Below are 13025 nucleotides of genomic sequence, written 5' to 3' on the forward strand. Positions count from 1 at the left end.
TCTTGGTTAACGATCAGCCCAAGGCTTACGCCTTGAAGCTGGCCTTCTTCAGCAGTGATTCGTACTGCTGACTCATGATGTAGCTTTGGACCTGGGCCCAGAAGTCCATCGTCACGACGACGATGATCAACAGGGAGGTGCCACCGAAGTAGAACGGGACGTTGTACTTCAGCGTCAGGAACTCGGGCAACAGGCAAACCAGCGTGATGTACACCGCACCGGCCAGCGTCAGTCGCGAAAGGATCTTGTCGATGTGCTTGGCGGTCTGCTCACCCGGACGGATGCCCGGGATGAAGGCGCCACTCTTCTTCAGGTTGTCTGCGGTCTCACGGCTGTTGAACACCAGTGCCGTGTAGAAGAAGCAGAAGAACACGATCGCGGCGGCGTAGAGCAGCACATAGATCGGTTGACCCGGGCTGATCGCCCCGGCCAGGTCCTTCAGCCAGCGCAGGCCGTCGCCCGTCGCGAACCAGCTCACCACCGTCGTCGGCAGCAGGATGATCGACGACGCGAAGATCGGCGGGATCACGCCCGACATGTTCAGCTTCAGCGGCAGGTGCGACGACTGACCACCGTAGACCTTGTTGCCGACCTGGCGCTTCGCATAGTTCACGAGGATCTTGCGCTGACCACGTTCGACGAAGACCACGGCATAGGTCACCAGCACGACCAGCGAGATCACGACCAGCGCCGAGCCGTAACCCATCGCACCGGTACGCACCAGCTCGAACAGGCCACCAATCGCACCGGGCAGACCCGCGGCGATACCGGCAAAGATCAGGATCGAAATGCCATTGCCCAGACCCCGCTCGGTGATCTGCTCACCGAGCCACATCAGGAACATCGTGCCGGCCACCAGGCTGGACACTGCCGTGAGGCGGAAGCCGAAGCCCGGACTCACCACCAGACCCGCCGAACCTTCCAGCGCCAGCGCAATCGACAGGCTTTGGAAGATCGCCAGGCCCAGCGTCGCGTAACGCGTGTACTGGGTAATCTTGCGACGACCGGCTTCGCCTTCCTTCTTCAGCTGCTCCAACGACGGGACGACATAAGTCATCAGCTGCAGAACGATGGATGCCGAGATGTAAGGCGTGATGCCCAACGCGAACACGGTGAAGCGCGACAGCGCACCGCCCGAGAACATGTTGAACAGGCTCAGGATGCCACCCGCCTGACCTTCGAAGAACTTGGCGAGCTGGGCCGGGTCGATACCGGGCACGGGGATATGCGCCCCGATGCGGTAGACGACCAGGGCCAGCAGCAGGAACACAAGCCGGCGACGCAGGTCGCCGAACTTGCCGCTCTTGGCCAGCTGATTCGCGTTGGTAGCCACGCTGAGTCAGTTCCTTGTGCGCTGGATTTAAGCGACCGAGCCGCCGGCCGCCTCGATGGCTGCCTTGGCGCCCTTCGTGGCGTTCACGCCCTTCAGCGTGACCTTGCGCTCGATGGCGCCGGACAGGATCAGCTTGACCGACTTGGCCAGCTGGGGCACCAGGCCGACAGCCTTCAGCGTCGACACGTCGATCTCTTCGCCGGCCAGACCTTGCAGGTCCGACAGCGTGATCTCGGCGTTGTACTTCAGCGTCAGCGACTTGAAGCCACGCTTGGGCAGGCGACGCTGCAGGGGCATCTGGCCGCCTTCGAAGCCGACCTTGTGGTAGCCACCAGCGCGGGACTTCTGGCCCTTGTGGCCGCGACCTGCGGTCTTGCCCAGGCCGGAGCCGATGCCACGGCCGACACGGCGCTTGGCATGCTTGGCGCCCTCTGCGGGCTTGATCGTGTTGAGTTCCATCGTCTTGTCCTCAGTGTGCGTGGCGCTTAGAGCACCTGCACCAGATAGGCGATCTTGTTGATCATGCCGCGCACGGCGGGCGTGTCTTCCAGCGTGCTCTGGCTGTTCAGCTTGCGCAGACCCAGGCCAGTCACGGTGGCACGGTGCGAGGCGCGGCAGCCAATGGGGCTGCGCACCAGCTTGACCGTCACGGTTTTCTTGTCAGACATGTTGTGCTCCGCGATCAGTTGAAGATTTCTTCAACCGTCTTGCCGCGCTTGGCAGCGACAGAGGCCGGCGTGGTCGAACGCTTCAGAGCGTCCAGCGTGGCGCGGACCATGTTGTAGGGGTTCGTCGAACCGTGGCTCTTGGTCACGATGTCGGTCACGCCCATCACTTCGAAGACAGCGCGCATCGGGCCGCCGGCGATGACGCCGGTACCGGCAGGAGCCGGGGCCATGATGACGTGAGCTGCACCGTGCTCGCCGACCACGTTGTGGTGGATGGTGCCGTTCTTCAGGCTGACCTTGACCATGTTGCGGCGGGCCGATTCCATGGCCTTCTGCACGGCGACCGGCACTTCCTTGGCCTTGCCCTTGCCCATGCCGATGCGGCCATCGCCGTCACCAACAACAGTCAGAGCGGCGAAGGACAGCGTACGGCCACCCTTCACAACCTTGGTCACGCGGTTGACCGCGATCATCTTTTCCTTCAGGCCGTCGTCGTTGCCTTCAGCCTGAGCGCCGCGGGGTTGAAACTTTGCCATTTCTTATTCCTTGATGCGTCAGAACTGCAGGCCGGCTTCGCGGGCTGCTTCGGCCAGGGCCTTGACACGACCGTGATAGGCGAAACCCGAGCGGTCGAAAGCGACCTTCTCGACGCCAGCGGCCTTGGCCTTCTCGGCGATCAGCTTGCCGATCAGCGTCGCGGCGGCGACGTTGCCACCCTTGCTGTTCAGCTGTTCGCGGATCGACTTCTCGGCCGTGGAGGCAGCAGCCAGCACCTTGGCGCCATCTTCCGAGACGACTTGGGCGTAGATGTGCAGGTTGGAGCGGAACACCGTCAGACGGGCCACGCGCTGCAATGCAATGCGAGTGCGGGTCTGGCGCGAACGACGCAGGCGTTGTTCTTTCTTGGTCATCATGGCGCTGCTCCTTACTTCTTCTTGGTCTCTTTGATGGTGACCTTCTCATCCGAATAACGGATGCCCTTGCCCTTGTAGGGCTCGGGGGGACGGAAGGCACGCACCTCAGCGGCGATCTGGCCGACGACCTGGCGGTCAGCACCCTTGATGACGATTTCCGTCTGGGTGGGGCACTCGACCTTGATGCCGGCCGGCATGTCCTTCACCACGGGGTGAGAGAAACCGATCTGCAGGTTGAGCTTCTGGCCCTGGGCCTGGGCGCGGAAACCCACGCCGACCAGGTTCAGCTTCTTTTCGAAGCCCTTGCTGACGCCGTTGACCATGTTGGCCACCAGGGCGCGCATCGTGCCGCTCATCGCATCGGCTTCAGCCGAGTCGTTGGCGGGCACGAAGCTCAGCTTGCCGGCTTCGTTCTTGACGGTGACGAGCTTGTTCGACGGACGCACCAGCGTGCCGAGCGAGCCCTTGACGCTGATCGACTCAGCGGCGACGGTCACATCCACGCCTTGCGGGAGGTTGACCGGCATTTTTCCAACGCGGGACATTGTTTCGACTCCTTCGCTTAGGCGACGTAGCAGAGGACCTCGCCACCGATACCGGCAGCGCGGGCCTTGCGGTCCGTCATGACACCTTGCGGGGTCGTCACAATCGCCACGCCCAGGCCATTCATGACCTGAGGAATGTCGTGGCGGCCCTTGTAGATGCGCAGGCCGGGACGGCTGACACGCTCGATGCGCTCGATGACCGGACGGCCAGCGTAGTACTTCAGCGAGATTTCCAGCTCCGGACGTGCGGCTTCGCCACGAACGGCGAAGTCGTCGATATAGCCTTCGTCCTTCAGGACTTTGGCAATCGCCACCTTCAGCTTGGACGACGGCATCACAACGTTCGTCTTTTCGACGATTTGCGCGTTGCGGATGCGGGTCAGCATATCGGCGATGGGATCACTCATGCTCATTTGCGATTACTCCTATCAGCCGATTACCAGCTGGCCTTGACGACACCGGGGATGTCGCCCTTGAAGGCCAGCTCACGGATCTTGTTACGGGCCAGGCCGAACTTGCGGAAGGTGCCACGCGGGCGACCGGTCAGTTCACAACGATTGCGCAGACGGGTCGGGTAGGCGTTACGGGGCAGCTTCTGCAGCTCGAGGCGAGCGACGTAGCGCTCTTCATCCGACTTCTTGCTGTCGTCGATGATGGCCTTCAGTTCTGCGTACTTCTTCGCGAACTTGGCGACGAGTGCTTCGCGCTTCAGTTCACGTTGCTTGATGGAAGTTTTAGCCACAGATCACCTCAGTTCTTGAACGGGAACTTGAACGCAGCCAGGAGAGCCTTGGCTTCGTCGTCCGTCTTGGCAGTCGTCGTGATGCTGATATTCAGACCACGCAGAGCATCCACCTTGTCGTATTCGATTTCGGGGAAGATGATCTGTTCTTTGACGCCGATGTTGTAGTTGCCACGGCCGTCGAACGAGCGACCGGAGATGCCCCGGAAGTCGCGAACGCGGGGCAGCGCGATCGTCACGAAGCGGTCCAGGAATTCATACATCTGGACGCCACGCAGGGTCACCATCGCGCCGATGGGCACGGCGTCACGGATCTTGAAGCCGGCGATAGCCTTCTTCGACTTGGTGACGACGGGCTTCTGGCCGGCGATCTTGGTCAGGTCACCCACAGCGTGGTCCATGACCTTCTTGTCGGCGACAGCTTCGCTCACACCCATGTTGAGCGTGATCTTGGTGATGCGGGGCACCTCCATGACCGACTTGTAGCCGAACTTCTCGACCAGGCCGGGCACGATTTTTTCGCGGTAATGCGTTTGAAGACGAGCCATGAGGGACCTCTTAAGCCTTGATCTCTTCGCCGGTCGACTTGAACACGCGCACCCGCTTGCCGTCGACGAGCTTGACGCCCACACGATCGGCCTTGCCGGAGGCGGCGTTGAAGATCGCCACGTTGGATTGATGGATAGGCATGGTCTTGTCGACGACGCCACCGGTGGTGCCCTTCATGGGGTTGGGCTTGACGTGCTTCTTGACGACGTTGATGCCGTCAACGACCACGTGGTCGACGTCAGTGCGGGCGGACACGGTGCCGCGCTTACCCTTGTCGCGGCCGGTCAGCACAATGACCTGGTCGCCGGTACGAATCTTGTTCATGGCTTACCTCAGACAGTGGGGGCTCAAAGCACCTCAGGTGCCAGCGACACGATCTTCATGAAGCGCTCAGTCCGCAGTTCACGCGTGACCGGGCCGAAGATGCGGGTGCCGATCGGCTCCAGCTTGGCGTTGAGCAGCACGGCGGCATTGCCGTCGAACTTGACGAGCGAGCCGTCCTGGCGGCGAACGCCCTTGGCCGTACGCACGACCACGGCGCTGTAGACCTCGCCCTTCTTCACGCGACCACGCGGGGCAGCTTCTTTGATGCTGACCTTGATGATGTCGCCGATGTGGGCATAGCGACGCTTGGAGCCGCCCAGCACCTTGATGCACTGAACGGACTTGGCGCCAGTGTTGTCCGCGACATCAAGCCGCGATTGCATTTGGATCATGTCTGTCCCCAACTTGCCCCGAGTTGCAGCTGAGCTGCGCGTCGGTCAGTCTTGGGCCCGTAAGTCAAACAGCTCGGAGCATTGCGCCACTTGCTGCCCAACGGTTGAGGGCGGATCCGAAGCCAGCATGGGCTCTTGCGTAGCAAGTGCACTGGCGTTCGGCGAAGCTGCGCATTATGCAGTGAGAACCCTTGGGCCGTCAATGCCTGTCACAGAAGTTTTTGCTGAGGCCGGTTTGGGCGGCCCCACCGACCGTCAGATCAGCCGGCTTTGGCTTGGCTCAGCATCGTGCCGGCGTCGCTGACCTCAAACTTGCCCGGGCCTTCGATGTTCAGCGTCTTGACGACGCCATCCTTGACCAGCATCGAGTAGCGCTGCGAGCGCACGCCCATGCCCTTGGCGGTCAGGTCCAGCGTCAGGCCGGTGGCATTGGCGAAGGCGGCGCTGCCGTCGGCCATCATGCGCACCTTGCCGGCGGTCTTCTGGTCACGACCCCAGGCGCCCATGACAAAGGCGTCATTGACCGACACGCACCAGATCTCGTCGACGCCGGCGGCCTTCAGCGCTTCTGCGGACTCGACATAGCCGGGCACATGCTTGGCCGAGCAGGTCGGCGTGTAAGCGCCAGGCAGGGCGAAGATGGCAATGGTCTTGCCGGCCGTGGCCTTCTCGATGTCGAAGCTGTTGGGGCCGAGGGTGCAGCCCTCGCCCTCGACTTCGATGAATTCCTGCAGGCTGCCCGCGGGCAGCTTGTCGCCAACCTTGATCATGGTGTCGCTCCTGATTGAGAGTTCTGAAAACAAAAAACCGGCGCGCCAGTTGCCCAGCGTGCCGGTTGTGCAGCGGTCATGCGACCGGTGACTTCTTAGACGATCTCGGCCTTCTCGACCAAGCGGGTCACGACCCAGCTCTTGGTCTTGGAGATCGGACGGCCTTCGGCGATCTCGACGACGTCGCCCATCTTGTACTCGCCCTTTTCGTCGTGGGCGTGGTACTTGCGGGAACGGGCCACGATCTTGCCGTAGAGCTCGTGCTTGGCGCGACGCTCGACCAGGACGGTGACCGTCTTGGCGCGCTTGTCGCTGACCACGCGGCCCACCAGGGTGCGCGTGTTCTTGGCTTGGACTTGGGCCTCAGTCATTTCGTGGCCTCCTTCTTCTTTTGTGCCAGAACGGTCTTGGCACGCGCGATGTCGCGGCGGGTCTTGCCCAGCTGGCTGTGGTTGGTCAGCTGCTGGGTGGCCTTTTGCATGCGCAGGCCGAAGTGGGCCTTCAGCAGATCGGTCACTTCCTTTTCGAGGGCAGCGACGTCCTTGGTGCGGAGTTCAGTTGCTTTCATGGTGTCTTCCTCAGGTACCGACCTGGCGAGCCACGAAGGTGCACTTCAGCGGCAGCTTGGCAGCAGCCAGCGTGAACGCCTCGCGAGCGAGTTGCTCAGGAACGCCGTTGACCTCGTAGATCACCTTGCCCGGCTGGATCTCGGCGACGTAGTACTCGGGGTTGCCCTTGCCGTTACCCATCCGGACTTCGGCGGGCTTTTGCGAGATGGGCTTGTCCGGGAAGACGCGGATGAAGATCCGACCACCGCGCTTGATGTGGCGCGAGATCGCGCGGCGAGCCGCTTCGATCTGGCGGGCCGTCAGACGGCCGCGCTCGGTGGCCTTGAGGCCGAAATCACCGAAAGACACCGCAGCGCCTCGGGTCGCAACACCAGTGTTGCGGCCCTTCTGCTCCTTGCGGTATTTACGACGAGCGGGTTGCAGCATGCTTATTCTCCTTTGGCCTCACCGCCGGCTGCGGGGACCTTGCGGACCACGCGCTTGGCAGCGGGCTTGGCTGCGTCACCCGTGGGGGCGGCGGCAGCGGGCTGATCTGCTCCGTCACGCGGGCCACGGTCGCCACCCGGGCGGCCACGGCCACCGGGAGCGCCCGGACGGGCGTTACGGCGCGGGCGACGATCGTCTTCGGCGCCTGCGGGGGTGTTGATGACCGGAGCCTCGCCATTGGCAAGACGGTCACCGCGATAGACCCACACCTTGACGCCGATGACGCCGTAGGTGGTCTTGGCTTCGGAGAAGCCGTAGTCGATGTCGGCCTTCAGGGTGTGCAGGGGCACACGACCTTCGCGATACCACTCGGTACGAGCGATTTCGATGCCGTTCAGACGACCAGCACTCATGATCTTGATGCCTTGGGCACCCAGACGCATGGCGTTCTGCATCGCGCGCTTCATGGCGCGGCGGAACATGATGCGCTTTTCGAGCTGCTGGGTGATCGAGTCGGCGATCAGCTGGGCATCGACTTCAGGCTTGCGCACTTCTTCGATGTTGACGGCGACGGGCACGCCCAGACGCTTGGTCAGCTCAGCCTTCAGCGCTTCGATGTCTTCACCCTTCTTGCCGATCACGACGCCCGGGCGAGCCGAGAAGATCGTGATGCGGGCGTTCTTGGCGGGACGCTCGATCAGGATGCGCGAAACAGCGGCATTCTTGAGCTTGGCCTTCAGGTAGTCGCGAACTTGCAGATCTTCGGCCAGCATCGTGGCGAAGTTCTGGTTGTTCGCGTACCAGCGCGAAGCCCAGTTACGGGTGACAGGCAGGCGGAAGCCAACCGGATGGATTTTCTGTCCCATAGTCTTCTTGCGCCTTAGTTGCCGACAGCCACGAAGATGTGGCAGGTGGGCTTGCTGATGCGATTGCCGCGGCCCTTGGCGCGAGCCGAGAAGCGCTTCAGCGTGGCACCCTGTTCGACGTAGATCGAGGTGACCTTGAGCTCATCAATGTCAGCGCCGTCGTTGTGCTCGGCGTTGGCGATGGCGCTTTCCAGCGCCTTCTTGATGATGACGGCCGCCTTCTTCTGGGTGAATTCCAGGATGTTCAGCGCTTGGTCCACCTTCTTGCCGCGGATCAGGTCAGCCACGAGGCGGCCCTTGTCACACGACAGGCGAACGCCACGAACGATTGCTTTGGTTTCCATCGTTGGCATCCTTACTTCTTCCCGGCCTTCTTGTCGGCCGGGTGGCCCTTGAAGGTGCGGGTCAGTGCGAATTCACCCAGCTTGTGACCGACCATCTGGTCAGACACATAGACCGGCACGTGTTGCTTGCCGTTGTGCACGGCGATCGTCAGACCGATGAACTCGGGCAGGATCGTCGAGCGGCGCGACCAGGTCTTGATGGGCTTCTTGTCTTTGATGGCAACCGCCTTGTCGACCTTGGCCTGCAGGTGGTGGTCAACAAAGGGGCCCTTCTTCAGCGAACGAGTCATGGCCTAGCCCTTACTTCTTGCGACGCGAGACGATGAACGTCTGCGTGCGCTTGTTGTTGCGAGTGCGGTAGCCCTTCGTCAGGGTGTTCCACGGCGACACAGGGACCTGGCCCTCGCCGGTGCGGCCTTCGCCACCACCGTGCGGGTGATCCACCGGGTTCATGGCGACGCCACGAACGGTCGGGCGGATGCCCTTCCAGCGGATCGCGCCAGCCTTGCCGTATTGACGCAGGCTGTGCTCTTCGTTGCTCACTTCACCGATGGTGGCGCGGCAGTCGATGTGCACGCGGCGAACTTCGCCGGAGCGCAGGCGGATCTGGGCGTAGACGCCTTCACGAGCCATCAGGACGGCAGAGGTGCCGGCCGAACGGATCATCTGGGCACCCTTGCCAGGCTGCAGCTCGATGCAATGGATGGTCGAGCCCACCGGGATGTTGCGGATCGGCAGCGTGTTGCCAGCCTTGATCGGCGCTTCCGAGCCGCTCAGGATGGTCGCGCCCACTTCCAGACCGCGCGGGGCGATCACATAGCGGCGCTCGCCATCGGCGTAGCACACCAGCGCGATGTGGGCGGTGCGGTTCGGGTCGTACTCGATGGTCTCGACCTTGGCCGGAATGCCGTCCTTGTTGCGCTTGAAGTCGACCACACGGTAGTGGTGCTTGTGACCACCGCCCTTGTGGCGAATCGTGATGTGACCGTTGTTGTTACGGCCCGAATTCTGGATTTGGGGCTCGAGCAGGGCTGCATGGGGCGCGCCCTTGTGCAGGTGCTTGTGCACCACCTTGACGACGCCACGGCGACCGGGCGAAGTAGGCTTGACTTTGACGATGGCCATTTACGCGGCCTCCCCGGAGAAATTGAGCTCTTGACCGGCCTTGAGGGCCACATAGGCCTTCTTGACGTGGTCACGGCGGCCGGCACGGCCACCAAAGCGCTTCGTCTTGCCCTTGACCTGGACGACGTTGACCGACTCGACCTCGACCTTGAACATCAGTTCAACAGCGGCCTTGATTTCGGGCTTGGTGGCGTCGCGCAGGACCTTGAACAGGACCTGGTTGTGCTTCTCGGCAACTTGCGTGGCCTTCTCGGACACGATGGGCGCGAGCAGCACGGAGGCCAGACGGCCTTCGGAGTATTTGGTGACGCTCATGCCAGCATCTCCTTGAGTTGCTCGACCGCAGCCTTGGTCACCAGCACCTTCTTGTAGAAGACGAGGGACAGCGGGTCGGCGTAGCGCGGCTCGACGACCAGCACATTGGCCAGGTTGCGCGAAGCCAGCAGCAGGTTGTCATCCACGACGTCGGAGATGACCAGCACCGAGTCCAGGCCCATGGCCTTGAACTTGGCGGCCAGCAGCTTGGTCTTGGGGGCTTCGACCGAGATCGAATCCACCACGGCCAGGCGGCCTTCACGGGCCAGCTGCGACAGGATCGCAGCCATGCCGGCGCGGTACATCTTCTTGTTCAGCTTGTGCGAGAAGTTCTCGTCAGGCATGTTCGGGAAGATGCGACCGCCCCCGCGCCACAGCGGCGACGAGGTCATACCGGCGCGAGCGCGGCCGGTGCCCTTCTGGCGGAAAGGCTTCTTGGTCGAGTGATGGACCTGTTCACGGTCCTTCTGGGCGCGGGTGCCTTGGCGGGCGTTGGCCTGGAAGGCCACGACCACCTGGTGCACCAGGGCTTCGTTGTAGTCGCGAGCGAAGATGGTGTCAGGCGCGTCCACCTTGGCGGTGGCCTGACCCTGCTCGTTCAGGAGCTCGAGCTGCATCAGTTGGCTCCCTTCTTGACTTTGACCTTGACGGCCGGGCGAACGACGATGTGGCCGTTCTTGGAACCCGGGACCGCACCGCGGACCAGCAGCAGTTGACGAGCTTCGTCAACGCGCACGATGTCCAGGTTCTGGGTGGTGACGGTTTCGTCGCCCATGTGGCCGGTCATCTTCTTGCCCGGGAACACACGGCCCGGGTCTTGCGCCATCGAGATCGAGCCCGGCACGTTGTGCGAACGGCTGTTACCGTGCGACGCGCGCTGCGAGCTGAAGTTGTGGCGCTTGATGGTGCCTGCGAAGCCCTTGCCGATGGACGTGCCCTGCACGTCGACCAGTTGGCCGGCGGCGAACAACGTCACCGGAACGGTCGCGCCAGCCTTGTACTGGGCAGCGACGTCGGCTTCGACGCGGAATTCCTTGAGGATTTCACCGGCTTCGACACCTGCCTTGGCAAGGTGGCCGGCTTCAGGCTTGGTGACGCGCGAAGCTTTGCGCGTACCGAACGCCACTTGAATGGCGCTGTAGCCGTCGGTCTCTTGGGTCTTGACCTGGGTCACGCGGTTGTTGGACACGTCCAGCACCGTCACAGGGATAGCATCGCCATCGTCCGTGAAGATGCGCATCATGCCCACCTTGCGGCCCAGCAAACCGAGACGGTTGCTCAGACTCATGTTTTTCTCCAGCCCCGTCGGCTTGGCAGCCTCGGAAGCTATTGCGAACACCCGACATCGATTGGCCGGGCTGACCTGTGCAGAGTCTCTTGCGAAACACTGCGCGAATATCCGAGCAGGCAGGAGCCAACCCGGAAAAGCTGGCGAGTATAGCCTGCGGGATAGCCCTGATGCAAGCGTTAGCAGGCCTCAAAGCACAAAAGACAAGGCCCCGGCCTGTCGAGACAGGGCCGGGGCCTTGGGATCACAAGCCCGAAGGCTTGGGAATTACTGCAGCTTGATTTCGACGTCGACGCCGGCGGGCAGGTCGAGCTTCATCAGCGCGTCGACCGTCTTGTCGGTCGGGTCGACGATGTCCATCAGGCGCTGATGGGTGCGGATCTCGAACTGGTCGCGGCTGGTCTTGTTGACGTGCGGCGAACGCAGGATGTCGAAACGCTCCATGCGCGTCGGCAGGGGCACGGGGCCCTTGACGATGGCGCCGGTGCGCTTGGCGGTCTCGACGATCTCGAGGGCCGATTGGTCGATCAGCTTGTAATCAAACGCCTTCAGGCGGATGCGGATCTTTTGCTTTTGCATGACGGTTCCTTAAAGAGCAGGTGTTGAGCGCCGAACGGAGTCCGCCCGGCGCACGTCACGCAGTGATTACGCGAGGATCGTGGCGACGACGCCCGAACCGACGGTACGGCCACCTTCACGGATGGCGAAGCGCAGGCCGGTTTCCATGGCGATCGGAGCGATCAGCTTCACGGTGATGCCGACGTTGTCGCCGGGCATGACCATTTCCTTGTCCTTCGGCAGCTCCACGGCACCGGTCACGTCCGTCGTGCGGAAGTAGAACTGGGGACGGTAGTTGTTGAAGAACGGGGTGTGACGGCCGCCCTCTTCCTTGCTCAGAACGTAGATCTCAGCGGTGAAGTGGGTGTGGGGCTTGATCGAGCCGGGCTTGGCCAGCACTTGGCCGCGCTCGACGTCTTCACGCTTGGTGCCGCGCAGCAGGATGCCGACGTTGTCGCCTGCTTGACCTTGGTCCAGCAGCTTGCGGAACATTTCGACGCCCGTGACCGTGGTCTTCTGGACTTCGCGGATGCCCACGATTTCGATTTCTTCGCCGACCTTGATGATGCCGCGCTCGACGCGACCGGTCACCACGGTGCCGCGGCCCGAGATCGAGAACACGTCTTCAACCGGCAGCAGGAAGGCGCCGTCAACGGCACGGTCCGGCTGGGGGATGTAGGTGTCCAGAGCATCGGCCAGTCGCATGATTGCTTGTTCGCCCAGGTCGCCAGCGTCGCCTTCCAGAGCCAGCTTGGCCGAACCCTTGATGATGGGGGTGTCGTCGCCGGGGAAGTCGTACTTGGACAGGAGCTCGCGCACTTCCATTTCGACCAGCTCGAGCAGCTCGGCGTCGTCGACCATGTCGCACTTGTTCAGGAAGACGATGATGAACTTCACGCCGACCTGACGGGCCAGCAGGATGTGCTCGCGGGTCTGGGGCATCGGGCCGTCAGCGGCCGAGCACACCAGGATGGCGCCGTCCATCTGGGCGGCACCGGTGATCATGTTCTTGACGTAGTCGGCGTGGCCGGGGCAGTCAACGTGGGCGTAGTGGCGATTGGCCGTCTCGTACTCGACGTGGGCGGTGTTGATCGTGATGCCGCGGGCCTTTTCTTCGGGCGCTGCGTCGATCTGGTCGTAGGCCTTGGCCTCGCCGCCGAACTTCTTGGACAGCACGGTCGCGATCGCTGCCGTCAGCGTCGTCTTGCCGTGGTCGACGTGACCGATCGTGCCGACGTTGACGTGCGGCTTGGTCCGTTCAAACTTGCCTTTTGCCATTTCAATCTCCAAAAAAGAG

The 13025-nt window shown here is 62.5% G+C and carries 24 protein-coding genes; all 24 read right to left on the minus strand.

The window, feature by feature from the left end; all coding sequences use genetic code 11:
• Positions 1 to 25: 25 nt before the first annotated feature.
• On the minus strand, positions 26 to 1333 hold the full coding sequence (secY, locus tag AC07OY_RS20820; protein WP_495044521.1) for a preprotein translocase subunit SecY: 1308 nt from the start codon (positions 1331 to 1333) through the stop codon (positions 26 to 28).
• Between the two features lie 27 nt (positions 1334 to 1360).
• Positions 1361 to 1792: a 50S ribosomal protein L15 gene (gene rplO, locus AC07OY_RS20825; protein WP_495044522.1), complete on the minus strand. Its 432-nt coding sequence runs from the start codon at positions 1790 to 1792 to the stop codon at positions 1361 to 1363.
• A 26-nt stretch (positions 1793 to 1818) separates the two neighbouring features.
• On the minus strand, positions 1819 to 2001 hold the full coding sequence (rpmD, locus tag AC07OY_RS20830) for a 50S ribosomal protein L30 (protein WP_119046645.1): 183 nt from the start codon (positions 1999 to 2001) through the stop codon (positions 1819 to 1821).
• 14 nt (positions 2002 to 2015) lie between these two features.
• On the minus strand, positions 2016 to 2537 hold the full coding sequence (gene rpsE / locus AC07OY_RS20835; protein ID WP_056194212.1) for a 30S ribosomal protein S5: 522 nt from the start codon (positions 2535 to 2537) through the stop codon (positions 2016 to 2018).
• Positions 2538 to 2555: 18 nt separating this feature from the next.
• Entirely contained in the window at positions 2556 to 2915 is a 360-nt protein-coding gene (gene rplR, locus AC07OY_RS20840; RefSeq protein ID WP_495044523.1) for a 50S ribosomal protein L18, read from the minus strand.
• Between the two features lie 11 nt (positions 2916 to 2926).
• Positions 2927 to 3460 (minus strand): 50S ribosomal protein L6, encoded by a 534-nt coding sequence (gene rplF, locus AC07OY_RS20845; RefSeq protein ID WP_495044524.1) that lies wholly within the window; start codon positions 3458 to 3460, stop codon positions 2927 to 2929.
• 17 nt (positions 3461 to 3477) lie between these two features.
• Positions 3478 to 3873 (minus strand): 30S ribosomal protein S8, encoded by a 396-nt coding sequence (gene rpsH / locus AC07OY_RS20850; protein ID WP_119046642.1) that lies wholly within the window; start codon positions 3871 to 3873, stop codon positions 3478 to 3480.
• A 23-nt stretch (positions 3874 to 3896) separates the two neighbouring features.
• Positions 3897 to 4202: a 30S ribosomal protein S14 gene (rpsN, locus tag AC07OY_RS20855; RefSeq protein ID WP_495044525.1), complete on the minus strand. Its 306-nt coding sequence runs from the start codon at positions 4200 to 4202 to the stop codon at positions 3897 to 3899.
• A gap of 8 nt (positions 4203 to 4210) precedes the next feature.
• Complete coding sequence (gene rplE, locus AC07OY_RS20860; RefSeq protein ID WP_056194227.1) at positions 4211 to 4750, minus strand: 50S ribosomal protein L5; 540 nt, start codon at positions 4748 to 4750, stop codon at positions 4211 to 4213.
• 10 nt (positions 4751 to 4760) lie between these two features.
• A complete protein-coding gene (gene rplX / locus AC07OY_RS20865; protein WP_056264780.1) occupies positions 4761 to 5075 on the minus strand; it encodes a 50S ribosomal protein L24 in 315 nt (104 codons plus the stop codon).
• Positions 5076 to 5098: 23 nt separating this feature from the next.
• On the minus strand, positions 5099 to 5467 hold the full coding sequence (gene rplN / locus AC07OY_RS20870) for a 50S ribosomal protein L14 (RefSeq protein WP_056194233.1): 369 nt from the start codon (positions 5465 to 5467) through the stop codon (positions 5099 to 5101).
• Positions 5468 to 5727: 260 nt separating this feature from the next.
• On the minus strand, positions 5728 to 6237 hold the full coding sequence (locus tag AC07OY_RS20875) for a peroxiredoxin (protein ID WP_495044526.1): 510 nt from the start codon (positions 6235 to 6237) through the stop codon (positions 5728 to 5730).
• 95 nt (positions 6238 to 6332) lie between these two features.
• Positions 6333 to 6608 (minus strand): 30S ribosomal protein S17, encoded by a 276-nt coding sequence (gene rpsQ / locus AC07OY_RS20880; protein ID WP_495044527.1) that lies wholly within the window; start codon positions 6606 to 6608, stop codon positions 6333 to 6335.
• Positions 6605 to 6805, minus strand: coding sequence for a 50S ribosomal protein L29 (gene rpmC, locus AC07OY_RS20885; RefSeq protein WP_056194241.1), 201 nt, complete (start codon positions 6803 to 6805; stop codon positions 6605 to 6607). The genes rpsQ and rpmC overlap by 4 nt, the downstream gene beginning before the upstream one ends.
• A 10-nt stretch (positions 6806 to 6815) precedes the next feature.
• Positions 6816 to 7232: a 50S ribosomal protein L16 gene (gene rplP, locus AC07OY_RS20890; RefSeq protein WP_088484481.1), complete on the minus strand. Its 417-nt coding sequence runs from the start codon at positions 7230 to 7232 to the stop codon at positions 6816 to 6818.
• 2 nt (positions 7233 to 7234) lie between these two features.
• The gene (gene rpsC, locus AC07OY_RS20895) at positions 7235 to 8098 is read right to left on the minus strand and encodes a 30S ribosomal protein S3 (RefSeq protein WP_119046638.1); all 864 of its coding nucleotides are present in this window, start codon (positions 8096 to 8098) and stop codon (positions 7235 to 7237) included.
• Positions 8099 to 8112: 14 nt separating this feature from the next.
• Positions 8113 to 8442 carry a 50S ribosomal protein L22 gene (gene rplV / locus AC07OY_RS20900; protein WP_233374577.1) on the minus strand — a complete coding sequence of 110 codons (330 nt, stop codon included), beginning with the start codon at positions 8440 to 8442 and terminating at the stop codon, positions 8113 to 8115.
• An 11-nt stretch (positions 8443 to 8453) separates the two neighbouring features.
• Positions 8454 to 8732, minus strand: a complete 279-nt coding sequence (rpsS, locus tag AC07OY_RS20905; RefSeq protein ID WP_119046637.1) for a 30S ribosomal protein S19 — start codon at positions 8730 to 8732, stop codon at positions 8454 to 8456.
• Between the two features lie 10 nt (positions 8733 to 8742).
• Positions 8743 to 9567 (minus strand): 50S ribosomal protein L2, encoded by an 825-nt coding sequence (rplB, locus tag AC07OY_RS20910; RefSeq protein WP_495044528.1) that lies wholly within the window; start codon positions 9565 to 9567, stop codon positions 8743 to 8745.
• Positions 9568 to 9882: a 50S ribosomal protein L23 gene (gene rplW, locus AC07OY_RS20915; RefSeq protein ID WP_056877739.1), complete on the minus strand. Its 315-nt coding sequence runs from the start codon at positions 9880 to 9882 to the stop codon at positions 9568 to 9570.
• Positions 9879 to 10499 (minus strand): 50S ribosomal protein L4, encoded by a 621-nt coding sequence (rplD, locus tag AC07OY_RS20920; protein ID WP_119046635.1) that lies wholly within the window; start codon positions 10497 to 10499, stop codon positions 9879 to 9881. Before rplD ends, rplW begins: the two co-directional genes overlap by 4 nt.
• The gene (rplC, locus tag AC07OY_RS20925; protein ID WP_310273060.1) at positions 10499 to 11170 is read right to left on the minus strand and encodes a 50S ribosomal protein L3; all 672 of its coding nucleotides are present in this window, start codon (positions 11168 to 11170) and stop codon (positions 10499 to 10501) included. Before rplC ends, rplD begins: the two co-directional genes overlap by 1 nt.
• A 267-nt stretch (positions 11171 to 11437) precedes the next feature.
• Positions 11438 to 11749 carry a 30S ribosomal protein S10 gene (gene rpsJ / locus AC07OY_RS20930; RefSeq protein WP_056194266.1) on the minus strand — a complete coding sequence of 104 codons (312 nt, stop codon included), beginning with the start codon at positions 11747 to 11749 and terminating at the stop codon, positions 11438 to 11440.
• 66 nt (positions 11750 to 11815) lie between these two features.
• A complete protein-coding gene (tuf, locus tag AC07OY_RS20935) occupies positions 11816 to 13006 on the minus strand; it encodes an elongation factor Tu (protein ID WP_119046623.1) in 1191 nt (396 codons plus the stop codon).
• Positions 13007 to 13025: the final 19 nt, after the last annotated feature.

The sequence above is a fragment of the Roseateles sp. GW821-FHT09H10 genome (genome assembly GCF_059415865.1).